Source organism: Acinetobacter sp. 1294243 (genome assembly GCF_000588015.1).
Taxonomy (GTDB): domain Bacteria; phylum Pseudomonadota; class Gammaproteobacteria; order Pseudomonadales; family Moraxellaceae; genus Acinetobacter; species Acinetobacter pittii.
The window spans coordinates 25,613-47,539 of sequence record NZ_JFXG01000014.1; the positions used below are offsets into that span (position 1 = coordinate 25,613).

At 36.1% G+C, this 21,927-nt stretch carries 20 protein-coding genes; 5 read left to right on the top strand and 15 right to left on the bottom strand.

Annotation, left to right across the window (positions count from 1 at the left end; all coding sequences use genetic code 11):
- Positions 1 to 19: 19 nt before the first annotated feature.
- The 14 genes from J655_RS19235 to tviB form a co-directional block, all read right to left on the bottom strand.
- The gene (locus tag J655_RS19235; protein ID WP_005079614.1) at positions 20 to 835 is read right to left on the bottom strand and encodes a glycosyltransferase; all 816 of its coding nucleotides are present in this window, start codon (positions 833 to 835) and stop codon (positions 20 to 22) included.
- Positions 835 to 1,734 carry a glycosyltransferase family 2 protein gene (locus J655_RS19240; protein ID WP_032007150.1) on the bottom strand — a complete coding sequence of 300 codons (900 nt, stop codon included), beginning with the start codon at positions 1,732 to 1,734 and terminating at the stop codon, positions 835 to 837. Before J655_RS19240 ends, J655_RS19235 begins: the two co-directional genes overlap by 1 nt.
- Before the next feature lie 42 nt (positions 1,735 to 1,776).
- Positions 1,777 to 3,015 (bottom strand): EpsG family protein, encoded by a 1,239-nt coding sequence (locus J655_RS19245; protein WP_032052782.1) that lies wholly within the window; start codon positions 3,013 to 3,015, stop codon positions 1,777 to 1,779.
- A gap of 29 nt (positions 3,016 to 3,044) precedes the next feature.
- Complete coding sequence (locus tag J655_RS19250) at positions 3,045 to 4,130, bottom strand: glycosyltransferase (RefSeq protein WP_032052783.1); 1,086 nt, start codon at positions 4,128 to 4,130, stop codon at positions 3,045 to 3,047.
- A gap of 3 nt (positions 4,131 to 4,133) precedes the next feature.
- Positions 4,134 to 4,685 (bottom strand): dTDP-4-dehydrorhamnose 3,5-epimerase, encoded by a 552-nt coding sequence (rfbC, locus tag J655_RS19255; protein WP_005079622.1) that lies wholly within the window; start codon positions 4,683 to 4,685, stop codon positions 4,134 to 4,136.
- A complete protein-coding gene (gene rfbA / locus J655_RS19260) occupies positions 4,675 to 5,565 on the bottom strand; it encodes a glucose-1-phosphate thymidylyltransferase RfbA (RefSeq protein ID WP_005079624.1) in 891 nt (296 codons plus the stop codon). Before rfbA ends, rfbC begins: the two co-directional genes overlap by 11 nt.
- Positions 5,562 to 6,455, bottom strand: a complete 894-nt coding sequence (rfbD, locus tag J655_RS19265) for a dTDP-4-dehydrorhamnose reductase (protein WP_032052784.1) — start codon at positions 6,453 to 6,455, stop codon at positions 5,562 to 5,564. The genes rfbA and rfbD overlap by 4 nt, the downstream gene beginning before the upstream one ends.
- A gap of 2 nt (positions 6,456 to 6,457) precedes the next feature.
- A complete protein-coding gene (rfbB, locus tag J655_RS19270) occupies positions 6,458 to 7,525 on the bottom strand; it encodes a dTDP-glucose 4,6-dehydratase (RefSeq protein ID WP_005079630.1) in 1,068 nt (355 codons plus the stop codon).
- A gap of 18 nt (positions 7,526 to 7,543) precedes the next feature.
- The gene (locus J655_RS19275) at positions 7,544 to 8,707 is read right to left on the bottom strand and encodes a nucleotide sugar dehydrogenase (RefSeq protein WP_032052785.1); all 1,164 of its coding nucleotides are present in this window, start codon (positions 8,705 to 8,707) and stop codon (positions 7,544 to 7,546) included.
- A 52-nt stretch (positions 8,708 to 8,759) separates the two neighbouring features.
- Positions 8,760 to 10,151 carry an oligosaccharide flippase family protein gene (locus J655_RS19280; RefSeq protein WP_032052786.1) on the bottom strand — a complete coding sequence of 464 codons (1,392 nt, stop codon included), beginning with the start codon at positions 10,149 to 10,151 and terminating at the stop codon, positions 8,760 to 8,762.
- Positions 10,148 to 11,296: a TDP-N-acetylfucosamine:lipid II N-acetylfucosaminyltransferase gene (locus tag J655_RS19285; RefSeq protein WP_050675392.1), complete on the bottom strand. Its 1,149-nt coding sequence runs from the start codon at positions 11,294 to 11,296 to the stop codon at positions 10,148 to 10,150. The genes J655_RS19280 and J655_RS19285 overlap by 4 nt, the downstream gene beginning before the upstream one ends.
- 46 nt (positions 11,297 to 11,342) lie before the next feature.
- Positions 11,343 to 11,972, bottom strand: coding sequence for an acetyltransferase (locus J655_RS19290; protein ID WP_032052788.1), 630 nt, complete (start codon positions 11,970 to 11,972; stop codon positions 11,343 to 11,345).
- Positions 11,973 to 11,980: 8 nt separating this feature from the next.
- The gene (locus J655_RS19295; protein WP_050675393.1) at positions 11,981 to 13,084 is read right to left on the bottom strand and encodes a DegT/DnrJ/EryC1/StrS family aminotransferase; all 1,104 of its coding nucleotides are present in this window, start codon (positions 13,082 to 13,084) and stop codon (positions 11,981 to 11,983) included.
- 197 nt (positions 13,085 to 13,281) lie between these two features.
- Positions 13,282 to 14,556 carry a Vi polysaccharide biosynthesis UDP-N-acetylglucosamine C-6 dehydrogenase TviB gene (gene tviB / locus J655_RS19300; RefSeq protein ID WP_032052790.1) on the bottom strand — a complete coding sequence of 425 codons (1,275 nt, stop codon included), beginning with the start codon at positions 14,554 to 14,556 and terminating at the stop codon, positions 13,282 to 13,284.
- A gap of 355 nt (positions 14,557 to 14,911) precedes the next feature.
- Here tviB and J655_RS19305 point away from each other — a divergent pair, with 355 nt between their 5' ends.
- The 5 genes from J655_RS19305 (at position 14,912) to J655_RS19325 (ending at position 20,315) form a co-directional block, all read left to right on the top strand.
- The gene (locus J655_RS19305) at positions 14,912 to 16,012 is read left to right on the top strand and encodes a polysaccharide biosynthesis/export family protein (RefSeq protein ID WP_032052791.1); all 1,101 of its coding nucleotides are present in this window, start codon (positions 14,912 to 14,914) and stop codon (positions 16,010 to 16,012) included.
- Positions 16,013 to 16,016: 4 nt separating this feature from the next.
- Positions 16,017 to 16,445: a low molecular weight protein-tyrosine-phosphatase gene (locus J655_RS19310; protein ID WP_032012578.1), complete on the top strand. Its 429-nt coding sequence runs from the start codon at positions 16,017 to 16,019 to the stop codon at positions 16,443 to 16,445.
- Between the two features lie 18 nt (positions 16,446 to 16,463).
- Positions 16,464 to 18,653 (top strand): polysaccharide biosynthesis tyrosine autokinase, encoded by a 2,190-nt coding sequence (locus J655_RS19315; RefSeq protein ID WP_032052792.1) that lies wholly within the window; start codon positions 16,464 to 16,466, stop codon positions 18,651 to 18,653.
- Between the two features lie 191 nt (positions 18,654 to 18,844).
- Positions 18,845 to 19,570 carry an FKBP-type peptidyl-prolyl cis-trans isomerase gene (locus tag J655_RS19320; protein WP_032052794.1) on the top strand — a complete coding sequence of 242 codons (726 nt, stop codon included), beginning with the start codon at positions 18,845 to 18,847 and terminating at the stop codon, positions 19,568 to 19,570.
- 49 nt (positions 19,571 to 19,619) lie between these two features.
- Complete coding sequence (locus tag J655_RS19325; RefSeq protein ID WP_032052795.1) at positions 19,620 to 20,315, top strand: FKBP-type peptidyl-prolyl cis-trans isomerase; 696 nt, start codon at positions 19,620 to 19,622, stop codon at positions 20,313 to 20,315.
- 48 nt (positions 20,316 to 20,363) lie between these two features.
- Here the strand turns inward: J655_RS19325 and murJ are convergent, their stop codons facing one another.
- Positions 20,364 to 21,914, bottom strand: a complete 1,551-nt coding sequence (gene murJ, locus J655_RS19330; protein WP_005804817.1) for a murein biosynthesis integral membrane protein MurJ — start codon at positions 21,912 to 21,914, stop codon at positions 20,364 to 20,366.
- Between the last annotated feature and the right edge of the window lie 13 nt (positions 21,915 to 21,927).

Consider the following 21,927-nt stretch of genomic DNA (forward strand, 5'->3'; position numbering starts at 1 on the left):
TTTCATTTTAAATGCTTCATTATTTAGAAAATTGATTTAAACATTTTGCGTTAAGCCTACTACGCCCCATATCATAAATCCATCCCCATTTATTGAAGTATTGTATCGCGCTTTTTAAGTGTGCTTTAAGTAATTGTTTGTTTTTATATGATGCTTGTTCGTGAACATGCACTACTTGTACTAATGGATAGTACACAGCACCAAATTGGTCTGCACAACGACGAGATAAATCCACATCTTCCATATACATAAAAAAACGTTCATCAAAACCATTAATTGCTAAAAGTTTCGCCGCATCAAATAACATAAAACAACCTGAAAGATAAGGCACAAAATATGGCTGATTAAGTGAATAATCTTTTAACAAATATTGTTGATCAAGCTTTTTGGCAAAAGATGGGGAAAAACGACGAGCAAACAGGTTCAAGGGAGTTGGTATTAACCGCGCACCATGTTGGTCTTCACCAGTATCATAGACAATTTTTGGTAAAAACAAACCTTCAGGTCGGCTTTGAGCAAAGTCTAGCAATTGGGCAAATTGCTCAGCATCAAAGTAAATATCAGGGTTACAAATGAGAAAATAATCGCTTTTTGGCGCATATTTACGAATGGCGACATTATGCCCATAACCAAAACCAAAGTTACCCTCTGATTTTTCATAAACAACTTTAGGATGTTGAAATGTTGCAGCCCAGTTACTTGAATGATTATCTACCAAAATAACTTTTTCAATGCTTGGAGTGGCAAATAAACTGTCGAGTGTTGCTTTTAACTCAGCATAGCTATGTTTATATAAAACGATCGAAGCAATGGTCTTAGGCATGTTATCTACCATTACATACTTCCTTTACCCATTTTTTTTGTTACTGCATCTCTGAATGCCTGAAAGAATATCTTCACATTATTTAATCTTGGTGACACAAATAAACATAAAAAACCAAAGTACATAAAGGTTTTAGGTATTTGCACAATACGCCAATTTGCCTGTAAATTTGAATATAGAATCAAGAAAAATGCATTTCTAATAATAAAATACTTTCTAAAATCAGAATGAATATTAACGTGTTTATTTGAAAAAGGAACTTTTATTGAACGATCACCAATCGAATGTTTCATAACAACATGATTCGCCACAAAGCAGTGATACCCCATTTTCTTGGCACGCAACCCCCATTCCAAATCAACATAATCAATAAATAACTCTTCCATCATCAATCCAACTGTTTTAAAAGCATCAACATGGATGAGTGTACCGGACGAGATAATGTAATCTGCTGAAGTATATAATTCCTCTTCTTTAGGAATTATTCTATTAACCTTCAAACCATTAAACTGAATTACTGGGGCCATCGTATTAGTTTTAATATCGATATAAGAGGGGCCAACTGCTGCAATTTTTTTTCCTTCGCTCCGTAATATTTTATCGACACTAACTAAAGAGTTGACAAAGCCTTCTGGTACAGATGAATCCTGATCAAATATAATGACATATTCAGAATCAATTTCTATTGCTTTTTTAATACCTGCATTATGTGCAGTGGCAATACCTAAGTTATCTTTTAAATCAATATAGATAATATTTTCTTCAGAAAACTCATCGTTACCATATTGCTTTAAAGAGTATGGAGTATTATCAACTAAAATAATTTTGTCGATTTGCCCACTTAGCTGGCCTATAAAGTTATTAAGATGCGTCAGATCAGGATTAAATAAAACTATTATTGCACTATTCATAAAAAAACTCTAAATTAGTAAAAGAATGAAATGGATTATTAATCAAAGTAAACTACGCATATAATAAAAGAGGTGATCTCCTATCCATGGATAACTATACCACAAACCCATAAAATCACCTTCTGTTCCACTCAAACTAATATAGTCTCTAATAACCAACCTATACCCATAGAATACAAAATATAAAATTAAAATAATTCTGAAAAAATTACCAATCCTATATGAAGAAAGGAACAATAAATACCCAGGAAGAACCATAATTAAAAGACCAAAAAGCCTTAAAGGTAATTCAGGTATAAAAAATAATGCTGAAAATAATATTGCCCCATTTATCTGAAATGCTTTCCAAGATTCAAGATACTCATTCTTAGCAAAGAAAAAACAAGATAAAATTAAACTTGGTATTAAAAACTTAAATCCGGCAAGAGAATTCGCCCTATCCCCCACTTGGAGATAATAACTAAGTTTATAGAAAAACTCTGCACCAAAAGATAATGCTGATAAGAAATTTACAATACCAAAGAACAAAATTGCCATTATACCACCAAGGATTGCAACATTTATTGTAAATCGCTTTCCCTTTTTCATTATTAAGACATATAAAGGAAATAATATAATTGAGGTAGTATGAGAAAAACAGGCTAATATAAAAAAAACTAAAGTTTGTCTTTTTTTCTTATCGAGAAGAAAAGTTATAGCATATAAAAGAAAGATTAATGCAAAAATCTGTCTAACATATTGTAATGTAATTAAAAATTGAAACAACCCAATAGACATCGCGACACAGAAGGACTTTTTGTCTGAAGGTATTCTCTTTAAGCCTAAAGTTTCAAGCCAAATATAAAATAAAACAAGGACACTAAAGCAAATAACAAACATTAATTGGGTTTGGTTAAATGGTGCACCATTTATATACGTTAAAGTTTTTAAATAGAAACCTAAAAAGTACTCATAATTATCTGCAAACACATTGTCAAAAAAAGATTTACTGTGCACCAAATCCTGATATACAGGCCAATAATTATTAGAAAAATCATCAGATGGGTTATAAGTTGCATAATTTTTTGAGGCTGCCATCACAGCACAACTAAATACTGCACCTAATGAATACAGACTCCTTATGACTAATGTTTTACCTATTCCTAAAGACAATGTGATTAAACAATAAATAAAACCAAGAACAGGAGAAAAACCAATTAAAAAAAAAGCAATGATAAAAATCATTACACTTGCTAAATAAAAAATAGCATTTCTAATATCATATCGCAATTCAGCATACATAATCAGATACCAATAATTTCCTTAAAAGCTTATCTTTCCAAATTCATTAGAATACTCTGTATTTGCCCTTTCCAAAGAAACCTATCTGAATCTTTTAAAACTTCTATTCGATTAATACTTGAGGTTTTAAACCATGAAATAATATCACTAATGACAATAGGTTCTTCATTTGGAGTAGCTTTATATACATAAGAAAGGTTCTCCAACCCATCATCTATTTCCGAATAAATAACAGGTAAACCTTTTGCAATATACTCTCTATTTTTTAAAGAATTTAAGTAGTAAATATTACTTCTATGTCGCCCTAAACTTCCTACACCAATATGGCTTATAGCATATATAGCTTTTAACTCCTCCCCACTTTTATGCCCATGAAAAGTTACTTTATCTTTTAAACTATATTCACTTACCATACTTTGCAGTGATAACGAAACTTCATTATCTCCACCAACCACGTGAAAATGCACATTATCTTCACCATGATTTTTTAGTGCCAAGATAAACCGGTCTATTCCATGCCAAAAACTAATAGAAGATACACTAATAAAATGAATTACATCTCTACTTGGTTCTTCAAAATATATTTGCTCTGAAGAATCAATACCATTGGATATTTTTATACAATCAATACCATATATTTTCTTATCACTTGAAAAGGTTACAACTTTATCAATATATTTATATAGTTTTCTAATGACTAAAAAACACTCTATCCAAAATCCAATTTTTGCTTTGATCGTTTGTAATTCACCATAATATGGATAAGTTGGCAACTCTAATAAAATAGATTTGAATTTTTGTCGAATATTTTTTAAAAAGGATAAAAATTTCGGAGTAAAATAGAACTTCCGTATATAGAGGATCTCATAACTCTCTTGTTCAAGAATATATTTCTCAACTTTTTTTAATATTTCATCAGTTTTCTTAAAAACACCAGATTCTTGAATTGAAAACTGGTGCTCTCCAATTTTATAAAAGTCTCCTGAACAACCCGCTAGTTCTGTTGCATACCCACAGTCTTGAAAGGCTTTAGTTTGTGCATGTATCTTTTTAGCCAATCCATCACTTGAATTAGCTAAATCTACCGCATTGGTTAAAAAGAAGACCTTCTTCATTGTTTATTTCTTAAATTCCTTTGCAACCTGATCTTTATCACTCACCAACACTTCATCAACTTCCGTTAAAGGCCATTCAATTGCAAGTGTCGGGTCATTCCAAATAATGGCCCCTTCACTTTCTTTGTTGTAGTAGTTTGTGGTTTTATACAAGAACTGTGTATTATCTTCTAAAGAGATAAAACCATGGGCAAATCCTTCAGGAATCCAAAACATAGTTTTGTTCTCTGCACTGAGTTCTACCCCAACCCATTCACCATAGGTTTTTGAGTCTGGGCGAATATCTACAGCCACATCCCAAACGCGACCCTGTACAACACGTACCAGTTTTCCTTGTGCATAAGGTGCGTTTTGATAGTGTAAACCACGCAACACACCTTTTTGTGACAATGAATGGTTATCTTGCACAAAAGTTGGAACCGGTAAATTTAAATCTTCAAGCGCTTGAGCAAAGCGTTGTTGATTAAAACTTTCCATAAACCAACCACGGTCATCACCAAAAACACTTGGATGAAGAATCAAAAGCCCTTCAATTTTAGTCGTTTCAACCTTCATTTGATTCTTCCCAAACTTTTTTCAAATATTGGCCATATTCAGTTTTTTTCAATGCTTCCGCACTATCTAAAAGCTGTTCTTTACTAATCCAGCCTTGGTGGAAGCCAATTTCTTCCAGACATGCCACTTTAAAAGACTGACGCTTTTCAATGGTATAAATGAAATGACCCGCTTCAAGCAAAGATTCATGTGTGCCTGTATCTAACCATGCAAAACCACGGCCAAGTAATTCAACATTCAGTGAACCATCTTGTAAGTAAGCGTTATTAATATCTGTAATTTCCAGCTCACCACGTGCAGATGGTTTCACCTGTTTTGCAAACTCAACGACACGGTTATCATAGAAATATAAACCTGTTACTGCATAAGGCGATTTTGGTTGGGTTGGCTTTTCTTCAATACTTAGCACTTTACCAGTCTTATCAAATTCAACAACACCAAAACGCTCGGGATCTGTCACATGATAACCAAATACCGTTGCTCCATATTCACGTGCAGAAGCAGCCTCTAATTGATGACTGAAGTGCTGACCATGGTAAATATTATCTCCCAAGATCAAGCAAACATTGTCTTGCCCAATAAACTCTTCACCAATTAAGAAAGCTTGGGCCAAACCATCTGGAGAAGGTTGCACTTTATAGCTGAGTTCAATACCAAATTGCGAACCATCACCCAAAAGTTTTTCAAAGTTTGGTAAGTCTTCCGGAGTTGAAATAATCAATACTTCACGAATACCCGCGAGCATAAGTACTGAAAGCGGATAGTAAATCATTGGTTTATCATAAATCGGCAAAAGCTGTTTTGAAACACCTTTAGTAATTGGGTGCAAGCGTGTACCTGAACCGCCCGCTAAAATAATACCTTTACGTTTTAAGCTCATTTGTTTAAAAGCTCCATTAATGCGCGTTTAACACCTTCTTGCCAGACTGGTAGAGTCAATCCAAAAGTGCGTTGTATTTTCTGATTATCTAATCGTGAATTGTGTGGTCGTGTTGCAGGCGTTGGGTAAGCACTTGTTGGGATCGGGTTAATCTTTTGTATCGCCAACTCTTGCCCCAAAGTACGTGCTTGTGTAAATGCATAGTTTGCGTAGCCAAACCAAGAAGTCTCACCACTTGCCACCAAGTGATAAATACCAACTTTGTTTGCGTCTGCCACAGTTTGTGGAATAGCCTGCGCGGTGATGTCTGCAATCAATTCAGCTGAAGTTGGTGCACCAATCTGATCATCGATAATTGACAATTCTTCGCGTTGTTGAGCTAGGCTTAACATGGTTTTCAAAAAATTTTTCGCTCTTGAAGCATATACCCACGAAGTTCTGAATATTAAATAGCGACAGCCACTATCAACAATCGCTTGCTCACCCAAAGCTTTGGTTTTCCCATAAATATTTAATGGCGCAATTACATCAGTTTCAACAAAGGCTGTTGTTCCCATACCTTCAAAAACATAGTCTGTTGAGTAATGCACCAATAAAGCATTCGTTTTCAAACAGGCTTCAGCTGCAGCTTTTACAGTTTGATGATTGACGATATCAGCTTGTTCTTGCTCAGTTTCCGCCAAATCGACAGCCGTATAAGCAGAAGCATTGACCACAACATCCGGTTGTACTGCCAAAATCGTGTCATAAATCGCCTGTGGTTGGGTCATATCACCAGACAAGCCGTTTAAACCATGGCGGTCTAAAGCAATGATATCCCCTAAAGGTGCAAGCGCCCGTTGCAACTCCCACCCCACTTGTCCATTTTTACCAAGCAATAAGATTTTCATAGCTATCCTTGATATTGCTTGTTTAACCAAGACTGATATTCACCACTTTGTACGTGCTCAACCCACTCTTTGTTATTTAAATACCATTCAACAGTTTTACGTAAACCAGTTTCAAATGACTCTTCCGGTACCCAGTTGAGTTCTTCTTTGATTTTGGTTGCATCAATTGCATAACGCACGTCATGGCCTGGACGGTCTTTCACGTACGTAATCAGATCTTTATACTGTGCTACACCTTCCGGTTTATTTGGTGCAAGTTCTTCAAGCAGATCACAAATCGCGTATACAACATCAAGGTTAGCTTTTTCGTTATGTCCACCAATGTTGTATGTTTCACCTACCACACCTTGAGTCACTACCGTATAAAGCGCACGCGCATGGTCTTCTACAAATAACCAGTCACGAATTTGCTGACCATTGCCATAAACTGGTAATGGTTTTGCTTGTAACGCATTTAAGATCATTAGTGGAATAAGCTTTTCCGGGAAATGAAATGGGCCATAATTATTTGAGCAGTTAGTCACTAATACAGGTAAACCATAAGTACGATTCCATGCACGTACCAAATGGTCTGAACTTGCTTTACTTGCTGAATATGGTGAGCTTGGTGAATACGATGTAGTTTCGGTAAATAAATCCGTTGTGCCTTCTAGGTCACCATAAACTTCATCAGTTGAAATATGGTGAAAACGGAAAGCTGCTTTCTTTTCATCGCTTAGACCTAACCAATAAGCACGGCTAGCTTCTAACATTTGATAAGTACCAATCACATTGGTTTCAATAAACGCATAAGGACCAGTAATAGAACGATCTACATGTGACTCTGCCGCAAGATGCATAACTGCATCTGGCTGGAATGTTTCAAACAACTTATCTAAAGCAGCTCGATCACAAATGTCTGTTTGAGAAAACTGATAACGTGGATTATCTGCCACAGAAATTAAAGATTCTAAATTTCCTGCATAAGTCAGTTTATCAACATTTAATACTTCATTTTCTGTATTCTGGATAATATGACGAACAACCGCTGAACCAATAAAACCAGCGCCACCAGTAATTAAAATTTTCATACAACTACCTAAGTATAATTAATTTTCACCAAATAAATCACGAGTATAAACTTTGTCAATGACGTCTTCGAGTTCACTCACCATACGGTTTGCAATAATCACATCCGACTCTTGCTTAAAGCTATCAAAATCGCTCAACACACGTGAGTTAAAAAATGTTGACTCATTTAAACTTGGCTCAAACACGACGACTTCAACACCTTTGGCTTTAAGGCGCTTCATCACACCTTGAATCGCAGATTGTCTAAAGTTATCTGAACCCTGTTTCATTACTAAACGATACACACCAACCACTTTGGGTTTTCTTGCCAAAATTTGCTCGGCAATAAAATCTTTTCGTGTTGTATTTGACTGTATAATTGCTCCGATCAAATTTTGCGGGACATCTTGATAATTGGCTAGCAATTGCTTTGTGTCTTTTGGTAAACAGTATCCACCATAGCCAAACGATGGATTGTTATAATGCGCCCCAATACGTGGATCTAATCCTACAGCCTGAATAATATCTTTTGAGTTTAGTCCACGTGATGCACAATATGAGTCTAATTCATTAAAATAGGCAACACGCATTGCCAAATAAGTATTTGAGAAAAGCTTTACAGCTTCAGCTTCCGTTGCATCCATTTGTAGTACATCTACATCAGGTCTTAAACTAGCATTTTTAAATAATTGTCCAACTAATGCACCAACTTCCGAGGTATTACCCACCACGATCCTTGACGGATACAAGTTGTCGTATAATGCCTTGCCTTCACGTAAAAATTCCGGAGAAAAAACAACTTTCAATGCTGAAAAAGTCTCCTTCATACGCTCAGTAAAACCGACAGGAATTGTAGACTTCACCACAATAATCGCATCGCTTTTTAGTTGGTTTAAATCTTCAAGCACAGATTCAATCGAACTCGTATCGAAATAATTGCTTGCTTCATCGTAATTGGTCGGTGTAGCAATAATAATGACTTCCGCATCCACATATGCAGAATGTTTATCTAATGTTGCTTTAAAGTTTGAATTATCAATCAAATATTCTTGAATAAGGTCATCATGAATAGGAGATATGCCTTGATTAAGTTTATCAATTTTTGTGGCATCAATATCGAGGGCCGTCACTTCATGCTGTTTAGAAAACAGCATCGCATTCGATAAGCCCACGTAACCTGTACCAACTACTGTTATTTTCATATAAAACCTATTAAAACCATGATAAGTACATTACAAAAATTTTATGAAAAAATTAATGAACACTATAAGCTTTCCGCGCCTTCAAAATAGCCCTTACCACAAATGTAAAAATTAAAATCCAAATGCCATTAAGATAAAATGAAAATTTACCTTGTGATAATGAAGTAAATACTGCAAGAGAAACCACTAATGTTGTCCATACATAGAGCTTAAGACGTGGAAGTGGTTTCCATACCCGTATTGAGAACTCTGTCCTCAAGATAAAGAAAACAAAAAATGCAATACTTGTACTTATTGCAGCACCTATCGCCCCATAATGTGGAATAAACTGGTAGTTACAAAATAAATTTACACCCAATGCGACCAATGCAGCTAACATAGCGTAGCCTGTTTTACGCATAACACTAATTCCGATAACGGTAGTTTCAGATAGTGTATAAAGTAATGGAGCACCCAAACATGAAACAACAATATATTTCACAGCGGAATATTGTTTTGGTAAAATATAATCAAGTATCCAAGACAACATGCCAGCAGCAGAAAACATAAAAATGACTGCCAACAGAATATATTCTGTAACTTTATTAACTTTTTCTATATTTTCATTATCACGCACCCATTTATAAACGATAGGTGCCCATACTGTAGAAAAAATACTTTGCAAAATGGTTGCCGCCGAGGCAAAACTAACAGCAACAGAATAAATACCTAACTCTGTATATGTAGAATATTTTTTTAAAAAAATCTTATCCATTGCCGTCAACCCCCAGAATGCAACACTTCCTAAAATTAGAGGCATCCCAAAGATCAGCATTTCTCTGACCTTGTTAAAATTAATTTGGCATGTAAATGCCATAAGCCATTCTTTGTATGTATTAATAGTTAGAATAATTAAAACCAAAACAATGGATAGTGTATTTGCCAACACCAACTCCATTAGATTAAATCTTGGGTAAAATAAAATATAAAATCCAATAATTACCAAAAATAATAGTTTTGGCAAAACCTGACTCATTGAATAGGCTAAACCCTTTTCTTGCATTCGAAGAATCAAAGATAAAAAGCGAGATACAAATGAACTAATGATACATACCAGTACTAACCAGCTCAAAACTGCACTCTTCACTTCAAAAAGAAGACTAGAAATCAGTGTTGGAAAAATAAGAAATACAATACTTATCAAAAAAAGCAAACTCAAACCAGGAAGCAATGCAAATTTAAATAAAGCAGGTGTATCATCAACCTCATGAAACTCTCGCACATAAGCCTGATCAAGTCCTAAACTAAATAATAGTACGCAAAAACTGATCATCACCTGAAGCATAGAAATCCGACCTATATCTTCTGGTGTAAAATACCAAACCGTAATAGGTAATGTGATAAACCCTAGCGCCGCAGCTCCTAAAGGACCAATAGCAAATTGAGCTATTTTTTTTATGTTCATGACTTAGAGCTCAAGGCTGTAGCAATAAGGCTCTTTGTCATATCCGTAACAACTTGCTCTGACCATATTGACATGAGTACTTTTCTATTTATATGGATATCCTCAACTGACAATCCTTCGGATAGCAAACTCTTATCCTCCTCTAAAGTTTGAATAGAAAAAAGAATCGCCCCATGATTTTTTAAGAACGTATAAACAGGATTTTCTTCTCTCAAAAACACTTTAGCACCTAAATAAAGCATAATTAAGATATTACCTAAAGCTTGCTGACGAACATGATTCATGATCACAAAACCACAGTTTATGAGAATACCGACATATTGTTGTATTGGCATATAATCAACAACTGGCAAAAACTTATCACCAAAAATTTCACGACCTGTTTCTATTATTATTTGTTGATAAGAATTCTCTCCATAACTAAGTGGGCAGACAATTTTTCCATTTGGGTTTATTTTTTCATAATTTCTGACTAGCTTAAATGCTTCTAAATGATTGTTTGTATAAGTTGCACTATTACCAACTAATAAATCTTTGTTTTGAACAATCTTGTCCTCATACCCTTTAATGTAATTAGCTTCCAAACTCCCATAATTAAATGGGATATATTTCGGAAAATTAAACAGATTTTTTAAATTGTTTTTTACTATATAATATTCCGACTCTAAAACTGGAGAAAAATAATTAATCCGTTGCATTACTTTTGTTTTTTTTGGCAACAACAATGTCCTAACTCTTCTTTTTAAACTATGAAAAAGCCTCTTAATAAAAAATATATTTATTCTATTTTTTGGAACTAGTTTAATCGTATCCTTCAATAGAAGTTGCTTAGGAATAAGATCATAATAATCGAACCCCCAACCTAGCCAAACAATAGGGATGTTATCAGGTACAGACAAAAGGAATGTATACCAAACATCGACCAATGCATGAACTACTATAAGATCATAATCATTAGGATTAACCTTATTAATAATAGGGTCTTTTTTATTTACAACACTACAAGGGCTTTTTACAAATTTTAATTCTCCCTGACCATATACAAATAAAGAAGTACTCTCAGGTGCAACTTTTTCAAAGCTTTGTATACCAATATCTACAAACTTATCATCCAAAGATAAATGAAGTATTTTTATACCAACCATTACTAACTATCTCGAAATTTTGTGCTTATGAAGCTATAACTGAAGATCATTCTATTATTCTTAATAGCCTTGCAGGATTACCAGCCATCATTTGTGCATCTAGCACATGTTTAGTAACAACAGCTCCCATCCCCACCATTGCACCATCTGCAATACGTATTTTTTCTCGCACAGTAGCATTTGCCCCAATTTCAACCATGTTACCAATAGTCACATCACCAGAAATTGAAGTATTTGGTGCTATTGTCACAAAGTCACCTAAGGTTACCCCATGCGATAGAACAGCATTCGTATTCACTATACAATGCCGCCCTACTTGCACATCAACAGTTAATATACTCCCAGCACAAATCATCACGCCTTCTTGAATATTAATATTATCACCAACAATAGCTGTAGGATCGATTAATGTTGCAAAAAAAAAGCCTGTATTAGTGAAATATGTTTCTAAGATCTTTTTCCTTGCTCTTGGTGAACCAATTGCAATAATAAATTCACAGTCACTATATTGCTGACAAGTATCTAAAAAACCTAACACTGGGAGATTAGAAATTAAAGTACCTTGCTTTTCAGGAGTATTATCTAAAAACCCTTTAACTAGGCGGCCACATCTTTTTGCTAACCATGCAACCTCTTTTCCATGACCACCAGCACCAATAATCACAATCTCTTTCATATTGAACCTTATTTTATGCTTTTTATTACATTAGCAATATACTCACAAACCTCAGGTTGAAGATGCGGGTACATAGGCAAACATAAAACCTTATCAGATAACTCTTTTGCGATTGGTGTTTCTGCGTAATAAGCCTGATAAACTGGAAACTCACTAATCAACGGATAAAAATATTTTCGAGCATAGATATTATTCTCTTTTAATTTTTCACAAAGTGCATCTCTATCTAGAGCAAAACCATCTTCTACAATAATCGGAAAATATGCATAGTTATCTTCATCAACCGATGGTCTCTCTAAACATTTAATTCCCTCTACACCATCCAATAAAGATCGGTATAGCTCATATACTGTTTTTCTAGCGGTCAATGTTTCTTTTAATGATTTTAACTGTAACAAACCTAAAGCAGAATGAATTTCACTTAACTTCCCATTCAGTCCAACACTATCAACTACTGTTTCATTGACAATACCAAAGTTTTTTAGCTGATCAATTTTTACTTTAGTTTCTAAGTCATGACAAATAATGGCACCACCTTCAAAGGTATTAAACACTTTTGTTGCATGGAAACTAACGACACTTAAGTCACCATAACTCAACACACTTTTACCATGTGCTTTAACACCAAAAGCATGAGCAGCATCGTAAATGAGTTTTAATTGATACTTTTCTGCAATCGCTTGTAAACCATATACATCACATGGAATACCATAACAATGAACTGGTAAAATTGCTGCCGTTTTTTCAGTAATAGCTCGCTCTACGTTTTTAGGGTCTAAATTTGATGTTATCGGATTAATATCAACAAATACAGGGGTATAGTTATTCCATACAATAGAATGTGCTGTTGCAACAAAGCTATAAGGCGTAGTAATAATCTCACCACCTTTAGGCAATCCCAAACTTTGAATTGCTGCCATTAAAGCAATAGTTCCATTATTAAACAATGAAACATATTCTACACCTAAAAACTTACTCAGCTCTTGCTCAAGGCGCTGATGAACTGGACCACCATTTGTTAATATCTTGTTGTCCCATATTTCTTTTAAATACGGAATAAAATCATCCAATTCTGGCAAAACTGGTTGTGTTACATAAATCGGGGTTTTCATACAGATGTTTCACCAATTATATTATTAAATACGGATTTACTCGAAGGAATAATTTAAATCTAGAACTACTTCAATAACTAGCCACATCCTTTTTATTTGTGACATTATTAGACATCCTCTCAGTATGTATTTTCAGAAATGCCACTGCTTTTTGATAGAAAATAATATTTTATCTGTTATTGTGTGCCAAATGCCCGTCACAACCGAATATTACTCTTACCTTTATCTAAAACATATTTCAAATCATATAGCACGTGCTTCTCTTTACCTAAAGCATGAAACTCTTCCACACTCATAGATTTAAATTGGTTATGTGCTACAGCAATAACGATCGCATCATACAAGCCTTGTTGCAGTTCTTTAATTGGTCCTAAACCATATTCGTGTTGTACTTCTGTATCATCTACCCAAGGGTCATAGATGTCTAAGTCTAAATCATACTCTTTAAGGGCTTTAATAAAGTCGACAATTTTTGTATTACGGATATCTGGACAGTTTTCTTTAAAGCTAAGCCCCATCACCAAAATGCGTGCCCCAACAACTTGGATACGTTGCTTCACCATTTCTTTAATGAGCTGAGTTGCTACATATTCACCCATACGATCATTTAAACGACGGGCAGCCAAAATAATTTCTGGATGTAACCCAATCGATTGAGCTTTATGGGTCAGATAATATGGATCTACACCAATACAGTGCCCACCGACTAATCCTGGACGATAAGGTAAAAAGTTCCACTTCGTACCTGCCGCCTTGAGCACATCTTCCGTATCGATATTTAATTTATTAAAAATAAGCGCTAATTCATTAATCAGAGCAATATTTACATCACGCTGGGTGTTTTCAATGACCTTAGCAGCTTCTGCCACCTTAATACTAGGTGCTTTATGTGTCCCCGCTTCAATAATCAAGTTATAAACGTCATCAACATAATCCGCCACTTCAGGGGTTGAACCTGAGGTGATTTTTAAAATATTAGTTACACGGTGCTGTTTGTCACCAGGATTGATACGCTCGGGACTATAACCTGAAAAAAAGTCTTGGTTAAATTTTAAACCTGAAACTTTTTCTAAAACAGGAATACATACTTCTTCTGTTGCACCCGGATACACAGTAGATTCATATACGACTATGTCACCCTTTTTAAGCACCTGACCAATACTGGTCGATGCTTTAATTAAAGGTGTTAAATCTGGTTGTTTAAAGTCATCAATTGGTGTTGGAACAGTCACAATAAAAAAATTACAACCTTTTAAATCATTAAGGTCAGCACTATAAGTCAATTGAACTGCTTGCTTCAGCTCCTCTGAAGAGACTTCTAAGGTATGATCTTGACCACTCTTAAGCTCATCTATACGTTTTTGATAGATATCAAAACCGACAACAGATACTTTTTTCCCAAACTCAACTGCCAACGGCAGGCCAACATAGCCTAACCCAATAATTGCTATTTTTAAATTGGCAATTTGCATACAAACGAGCCTTTTCCTTAGAGTTTATATCTAATAAATCATGCTTTTGGCACTAACTGTGCTGCGTACTATATCAGATTTTCATTTACCGCCGTATGCCAATTGTATAAATGTGTTTACAACATTTATAAACAACCTTTTCCCTCTTAGCCAAAATTATACAATTTTAATATTTCTGCACTGTGACTACTGCTTAAAAGCCCGCCCCAGATAAACTAAACATACAAAGCCCTGTGATTTTTTCGGTGTTTTTTCATTCCTTTTCAGCTAGAATCATTTCAGCCTGCGTTTAATAGACACTTGTCACTAAGCAGTAGCCAATATCAATTAAAGATAAATACACAAAGGGTTGCGTGTGAAGTATTGCCAGTTTTTTTCTGTTCTTGCCTTAAGTTTGAGTGCCGCTAGCTGTGCAGTCACTTCAGGTTTACAAACTTACGATATTCCAAATGAAGGTGTTTATAGAACCGACCTTGGAACTACGGTTAATGTTGTTAAAATTTCTCAAGAAACACTACCAGCCATCCAGCCCGCTCAAATTGATTACCAACGTGATTATTCAAAATTATTTAAAAATCAGCAGTCTATTTACCGCCTAAGCCCTGGAGACGTTCTTTCTATTCAACTTTGGGCTTATCCTGAAATTCCCCCACCTGTAAATAACATTAGTAATGAGCAATCAATTCAAGCCAATGGCTATCCAATTGATCAAAACGGTTACATCCAATTTCCTCTAGTGGGGCGTTATAAAGCTGCTGGTAAGTCACTCGCTCAAGTCAACCGTGAACTTCGTAGTCAACTTTCTCGCTTCTTAAAAAACCCTGATGTGATAGTTCGCGTATTGTCTTATGAGGGTCAACGCTTCTCTGTGCAAGGCAGTGTCACTAAAGGTGGTCAGTTTTATTTAAGTGATCAACCAGTAAGTGTCTATTCAGCTCTTGGTATGGCGGGTGGTGTCACCACTACAGGTGATAACACTTATATTCAACTGATTCGTAATGGTCAAACATACAACCTAAACACAATTGATTTAGAAAAAGCTGGCTATTCATTACATAAACTCTTGATTCAACCCAATGACACGATTTATGTGAGCACACGCGAAAACCAGAAAATCTATGTCATGGGTGAGTCAGGTAAAAACCAAGCGTTACCTATGCGCGATCAGGGCATGACCTTAACCGATGCTTTAGGTGAAAGTTTAGGGATTAACCCGAACTCGGCAAGTGCCAGTCGTATTTATGTGGTACGTACAAACCCAAATGATCACACAACAGAAATTTATCATTTAAATTTAATGAGTATTGGTGACTTTGGTTTAGCCAATCAGTTTAGACTACGTAGTAATGATATTGTCTATGTTGATGCGACTGGCTTAACTCGCTGGCAGCGTGTGATTAACCAGATTATTCCATTCTCAAATGCTTTATATAATATAGACCGCTTGGGCCAATAATATTATGCAAATTAAAAATATTTTGGTTGTTTGCATTGGAAATATCTGCCGTAGCCCTATGGCAGAATATTTTTTAAAACAGAAATATCCCCAATTAAATATTGAGTCTGCTGGCATTTCAGGGCTCGTGGGGCATAAGGCAGACAATAAAGCACAACTTTGTATGCAGCGCTTAGGTATCGACATGCAACCACATGTGGCACGTAAGCTTAGCGCTGAACATATTAAAAAAGCCGACCTTATTTTGGTCATGAGTAACAACCAGCAAAAGCATATTGAGCAAGCTTGGCCCTTTGCAAAAGGTAAAACCTACCGCTTAGGGCATTGGCAAAACAAAAACGTGCCAGACCCATATCAGCACGATCAAGCTGTTTTTGATGAAACCTGCCAACTCATACAGCAATGTGTTGCTGACTGGAAACCTTATATTTAACGCCAAGATTTTAAGCTTATGAACCAAAATACAAACATTGAAGATACAATTGATTTAAAAGAATTGTTTTTTTCACTCATTGCTCAATGGAAGCTGATCGCGCTCTGTATTATTTTGAGCCTTGTATGCGCCCTGCTCTATTTACGTGTAACACCAGATACCTATTCGGTTGATGCTTTGGTTCAGGTGGAAGATAGTAAAGGGGCCTCTGCAGCACTTTTAGGCGATTTGTCACAAATGATTGAGCAAAAATCGCCTGCTCAAGCAGAAATTGAAATTTTAAAATCACGTCTGGTTTTGGGCTCTGTAATTAAAGAGCTACATCTGAATATACAAGTTTCCAGTACAGAAGATACGCTCACTCACCGATTATTAAGCGACACGGAATATAAAACCGAGTACACAAAAAAATCGGTTTTATTTCAAGATGACCTTAAAAGTTTTGAAGTGCGTGAATTTGAAGTTCCGAATTATTATCTAGACAAAAACTTACTTCTTAATTTTGATAAACAATCTTTAACTTTAACTGACCCAGAAACTGAAGAGGTAATATTAACAGTTCCGTTGAACCGGGCTAACCATGTTACTGGGCCACATGGACTCTGGAAGGTTGCAATTTTTACCAAAGATCAACTCGATGCGACCTATAATATTACTAATTTGTCCTTACCTGCTGCTGTAAATGCACTTAGCGTAAATTATTCTGTCGCAGAACGTGGCAAACTTACAGGTGTTTTAGGTCTAAATTATCAAGGCCAAGATAAAGAACATATTACTAAAGTTTTAAATGCAATTTTAGCAACTTATAGTGCACAAAATATTGAACGCCGTTCGGCTGAGTCTGCTCAAACTTTAAAGTTTTTGGATGAACAATTACCAGACCTTAAAAAACAACTGGATGATGCAGAACGTCAATTTAATAAGTTCCGTCAACAATACAACACAGTTGATGTCACAAAAGAATCTGAGCTGTATTTAACTCAAAGCATTACTTTAGAAACTAAAAAAGCTGAACTTGAACAAAAGCAAGCTGAAATGGCTGCAAAATATACGGCTGAGCACCCAGCAATGCGGGAAATTAATGGACAGCTAGCTGCCATTAATAAACAAATTGGCGAACTTAATAGCACCTTAAAACAATTACCTGATGTACAGCGCCAATATTTACAATTGTATCGTGAAGTAGAAGTGAAAACTCAGCTCTACACAGCGCTTCTCAACTCGTACCAACAACTTCGTATCGCCAAAGCAGGTGAAATAGGTAACGTACGTGTTGTTGACACTGCAGTCGAACCAGTTAAGCCAATTAAACCTAGAAAGCTGTTAGTTCTTATTTTATCTTTATTTGTGGGTGGTTTTATTGGAACTTTGATTGCTCTATTGCGTAATATGCTACGTACAGGTATTAAAGATTCGGGTCAAATTGAAAATGAATTGGATTTACCAGTTTATGCAACCGTACCTCGTTCTCCAATTCAAGAAAGCCGCATCAAGATTTTAAAGAAGAAGAAGAGTATTCCTATCCTTGCAGTTAAAAATGGTGATGACATCGCAATTGAGAGCTTACGTAGTATCCGTACCGCGATTCACTTTGCATTAGCAAATGCAAAAAATAATATCATTATGATTGCAGGACCTTCTCCAGAAGTAGGTAAATCATTTATATCGACCAACCTTGCAACAATTTTTGCGCAAGGTGACAAACGAGTACTACTCATTGATGCCGATATGCGCCGTGGTTATATGCATAAATACTTCGATGTTGATGTAAAACCAGGTCTTTCTGAATTGTTAAGAGGACAAGCTAATCTACAAAAAGTATTACACAAAACTCAAGTTGTTAACCTTGATGTGATTACTCGTGGTAAAAGCCCAACAAATCCTTCAGAGATTTTAAGTTCTAATCAATTTAAAGAGTTACTTGAACAGCTACAAAGTCAATATGACCACATCATTATCGATACTCCACCAGTGCTTGCAGTAACCGATGGTATTATTATTTCACAATATACTGGTGTGAACTTAATTGTTGCGCGTTATGCTAAGTCGCAAATGAAAGAACTTGAATTAACGCTTAATCGCTTTGAACAAGCAGGTGTTAAAGTCAACGGCTTTATCCTTAACGATATTCAACGTGCGAGCGCGGGTTATGGTTATGGTTATGGCTATAACTATGCCTATGCTTATAAAGCACAAAAAGAAGATTAATCGTAAAATGATAAGAGAACCGGATCAAATGATCCGGTTTTTTTATTTAAGATTTTTTAAGTTTATTCCAACTAAAACTAACTAAAATATATAAAAAACCACTCGTTTTTTTTCTTAAACAATCTATGCTTAAGCATGCTAAGATCAAAAGCAGCTTTTTTAGACTCAAATGATTATTTTTGGAACCTTTTATGAGTAAAGCCTTACCCATTGCTGTCGCTGTAGTTTTAGGCGGTGCTGCACTTGTACCAGTTTATTATGCAAGCCAACATCCGGCCACAGAAGTCGGAAGCAAAGCAAATAAAAATGCCTCTCCAATTGAAAAAATCAGTTATGTTCTTGGGTACGAAGTTGCTCAGCAAACTCCACCTGAACTTGACACAAAATCATTTGTGAAAGGGATTCATGATGCTCGTAATAAGCAACCAAGTGCTTATACTCAAGAAGAGTTAAAAGCTGCTGTTGCTGCTTATGAAAAAGAATTGCAGCAAAAAATGCAACAACAAGATAAACCACAGCAAGCCGCTGGTGCAGCGTCTGAATCTGCAGATGTTCAATTCCTTGCAGAAAATAAAACAAAAGCTGGTGTAAAAACTACAGCGTCTGGTTTGCAATACATCATTACTAAAGAAGGCACAGGTAAACAACCAACTGCGCAGTCTATGGTTAAAGTACATTACGAAGGCCGATTAATTAATGGTCAAGTATTTGATAGTTCGTATAAGCGCGGTGAGCCTGTTGAGTTTCCTCTCAATCAGGTTATTCCAGGCTGGACTGAAGGACTTCAGCTCATGAAAGAAGGTGGTAAAGCGACGTTCTTCATTCCATCTAATCTTGCTTATGGCCCTCAGGAACTTCCTGGTATTCCAGCAAACAGTACGCTGATTTTTGATGTAGAACTCATTTCAGTGAAATAAAAACATTCAGGAGAGTAAAACAGTACTCTCCTTTTTTTTGGAAAACGGCATGAAAAAAATTGGTTTAATTATTGCAACATCAACGATAAGTTTATCTGTTTTTGCTGCTGCACCTATTACAAATAAAAGCCCGGCGAAAGAACAATTTAGCTATAGCTATGGCTATTTAATGGGCCGTAATAATACTGATGCTTTAACAGATCTAAATCTTGATATTTTTTATCAGGGTTTACAAGAAGGTGCTCAGAACAAAACCGCACGCTTAACTGACGAAGAAATGTCGAAAGCGATTAATGATTATAAAAAAACTTTAGAAGCTAAGCAGCTTGTTGAATTTCAAAAAGTAGGTCAACAAAATGCTCAAGCAGGTGCTGCATTTCTTGCTGATAATGCAAAAAAATCGGGTGTAATCACGACTAAATCAGGTCTCCAGTACCAAGTATTAAAAGAAGGTACAGGTAAAAAACCGAAAGCTGTATCACGTGTTAAAGTGAATTATGAAGGTCGTTTACTCGACGGAACTGTATTTGACAGCTCAATCGCACGTAATCATCCAGTTGAATTTCAGCTTAGCCAAGTGATTGCAGGCTGGACTGAAGGTCTACAAACCATGAAAGAAGGCGGTAAAACTCGTTTCTTTATCCCTGCAAATCTCGCTTACGGTGAAGTCGGTGCAGGTGACACGATTGGTCCAAATAGCACTTTAATTTTCGATATCGAATTGCTACAAGTTTTGCAAAAATAAATGTATTATTATAAAAAAAGCGATCATTTAAGATCGCTTTTTTTATTTTTAGTGTTTTAAATCTCTAGGTCGAAAACCCGTAAGGATTAAACCGATCAGGTAAGCAATTATCCCAACTACGCATAGCCCTACGACTTCGGCAACACGTAACCACTGTGAAAGCTCTCCGTTATACCAATTGAGCCCAAACCAAAGCGCTGCAATCATAGCGAGGTTTGCTAAACCATATTGAAGTCCTAATTTCTTCCAATGCGGACCAAATCGGAAAATATTACGCTTATGCAAATAGAAGTAGAGTAAACCGGCATTTACTAACGCTGAACCTGAAGATGCTAGTGCAAGTGCCATATGTTCTGCATGCCAATCAATAAGCTTAAAGAAACCAATAAATACAACGTTTAAAATCGCATTAGCTGCAACTGACATTAAGCCTACACGCACTGGTGTTTTTGTGTCTTGTTGTGCATAGAAACCGGGTGCAAATACTTTAATAAGCATGAAAGAAATTACACCAGCACTCATACATTGCAATGCTAGAGCTGTCATTTGTGTATCACGTAGATCAAACTCACCACGCTGGAATAATGCTTGAATAATCGGTGTTGAAAGCATAAATAAAGCAATACTTGCAGGCAATCCTACCAATACAATGACTTTTGCAGCCCAGTCGATCATACCGCGGAACTTTGCTTGATCCTGCTCTGCATGACGGGCAGAAAGCGAAGGCAAAATTACTGTACCAATCGCAACACCAATTAAACCTAAAGGTAGCTCAGTCATGCGTTCGGCACTATAGAGCCAAGACACTGAACCATCTTGCATGAAAGATGCCCAAATCGTATTTAGCAATAGGTTAATCTGAGTCACCGATACACCAAATAATGCTGGAAGCATTAATTTTAAAATACGCTCTACACCCTCATGTTTAAAATCAACTTTAGGTGGAATCAGTAGGTTTTTACGCCACAATTCAGGAATTTGTATCGCTAACTGTAATACCCCAGCCGCAACAACTGACCAGCCTAATGCTTTGATTGGCTCAGCCATATACGGCGTAAGCCACCACGCTCCTGCGATCATCGCTACATTTAACAAAACTGGTGAAAAAGCTGGTGAGGCAAAGGAGCCATAACTATTTAAGATGCTGCTAGCAAAAGCCGTGAGCGACATAAACATTAGATATGGAATAGTCAAACGGAACATGCTGACGGCTAAATCGAACTTTTCTGGATCACTGTGGAAGCCCGGTGCGTACATATAGATGATTGCAGGTGCTAAAACCATAGCCACAAAAGTGAGTAAGGTCATAACTGTTAGCAAACAGCCAAATACCCGACTAATTAAGATCTGTACTTCAGCGTGTGCTCGACCCGTTTTATATTCAGTTAAGACTGGGATAAAGGCCTGAGAAAAGGCGCCTTCAGCAAATAGTCGTCGAAAGAAGTTGGGAATACGAAAAGCGACGACGAAGGTATCAAAATCTTTACCTGCACCAAACACGTTGAGCAATACGACGTCACGCACGAGCCCTAACACTCGTGACAACATCGTCATTGCACTGACAATAAAAGTCGATCGCCACAATGCCATCGCACTCACCTACAGCTATATT

What these genes read in the sequence shown, in the direction of transcription:
- J655_RS19320 (WP_032052794.1), top strand. Translation starts at nt 18,845, where the DNA reads ATGAGTAAAGCCTTACCCATTGCTGTCGCTGTAGTTTTAGGCGGTGCT.
- J655_RS19290 (WP_032052788.1), bottom strand. Translation starts at nt 11,972, where the DNA reads ATGAAAGAGATTGTGATTATTGGTGCTGGTGGTCATGGAAAAGAGGTT.
- J655_RS19250 (WP_032052783.1), bottom strand. Translation starts at nt 4,130, where the DNA reads ATGAAGAAGGTCTTCTTTTTAACCAATGCGGTAGATTTAGCTAATTCA.
- rfbD (WP_032052784.1), bottom strand. Translation starts at nt 6,455, where the DNA reads ATGAAAATCTTATTGCTTGGTAAAAATGGACAAGTGGGGTGGGAGTTG.
- J655_RS19325 (WP_032052795.1), top strand. Translation starts at nt 19,620, where the DNA reads ATGAAAAAAATTGGTTTAATTATTGCAACATCAACGATAAGTTTATCT.
- J655_RS19285 (WP_050675392.1), bottom strand. Translation starts at nt 11,296, where the DNA reads ATGGTTGGTATAAAAATACTTCATTTATCTTTGGATGATAAGTTTGTA.
- J655_RS19245 (WP_032052782.1), bottom strand. Translation starts at nt 3,015, where the DNA reads ATGTATGCTGAATTGCGATATGATATTAGAAATGCTATTTTTTATTTA.
- rfbA (WP_005079624.1), bottom strand. Translation starts at nt 5,565, where the DNA reads ATGAGCTTAAAACGTAAAGGTATTATTTTAGCGGGCGGTTCAGGTACA.
- tviB (WP_032052790.1), bottom strand. Translation starts at nt 14,556, where the DNA reads ATGCAAATTGCCAATTTAAAAATAGCAATTATTGGGTTAGGCTATGTT.
- J655_RS19295 (WP_050675393.1), bottom strand. Translation starts at nt 13,084, where the DNA reads ATGAAAACCCCGATTTATGTAACACAACCAGTTTTGCCAGAATTGGAT.
- J655_RS19315 (WP_032052792.1), top strand. Translation starts at nt 16,464, where the DNA reads ATGAACCAAAATACAAACATTGAAGATACAATTGATTTAAAAGAATTG.
- rfbB (WP_005079630.1), bottom strand. Translation starts at nt 7,525, where the DNA reads ATGAAAATTTTAATTACTGGTGGCGCTGGTTTTATTGGTTCAGCGGTT.
- rfbC (WP_005079622.1), bottom strand. Translation starts at nt 4,685, where the DNA reads ATGAAGGTTGAAACGACTAAAATTGAAGGGCTTTTGATTCTTCATCCA.
- J655_RS19310 (WP_032012578.1), top strand. Translation starts at nt 16,017, where the DNA reads ATGCAAATTAAAAATATTTTGGTTGTTTGCATTGGAAATATCTGCCGT.
- J655_RS19275 (WP_032052785.1), bottom strand. Translation starts at nt 8,707, where the DNA reads ATGAAAATAACAGTAGTTGGTACAGGTTACGTGGGCTTATCGAATGCG.
- J655_RS19280 (WP_032052786.1), bottom strand. Translation starts at nt 10,151, where the DNA reads ATGAACATAAAAAAAATAGCTCAATTTGCTATTGGTCCTTTAGGAGCT.
- J655_RS19235 (WP_005079614.1), bottom strand. Translation starts at nt 835, where the DNA reads ATGGTAGATAACATGCCTAAGACCATTGCTTCGATCGTTTTATATAAA.
- J655_RS19240 (WP_032007150.1), bottom strand. Translation starts at nt 1,734, where the DNA reads ATGAATAGTGCAATAATAGTTTTATTTAATCCTGATCTGACGCATCTT.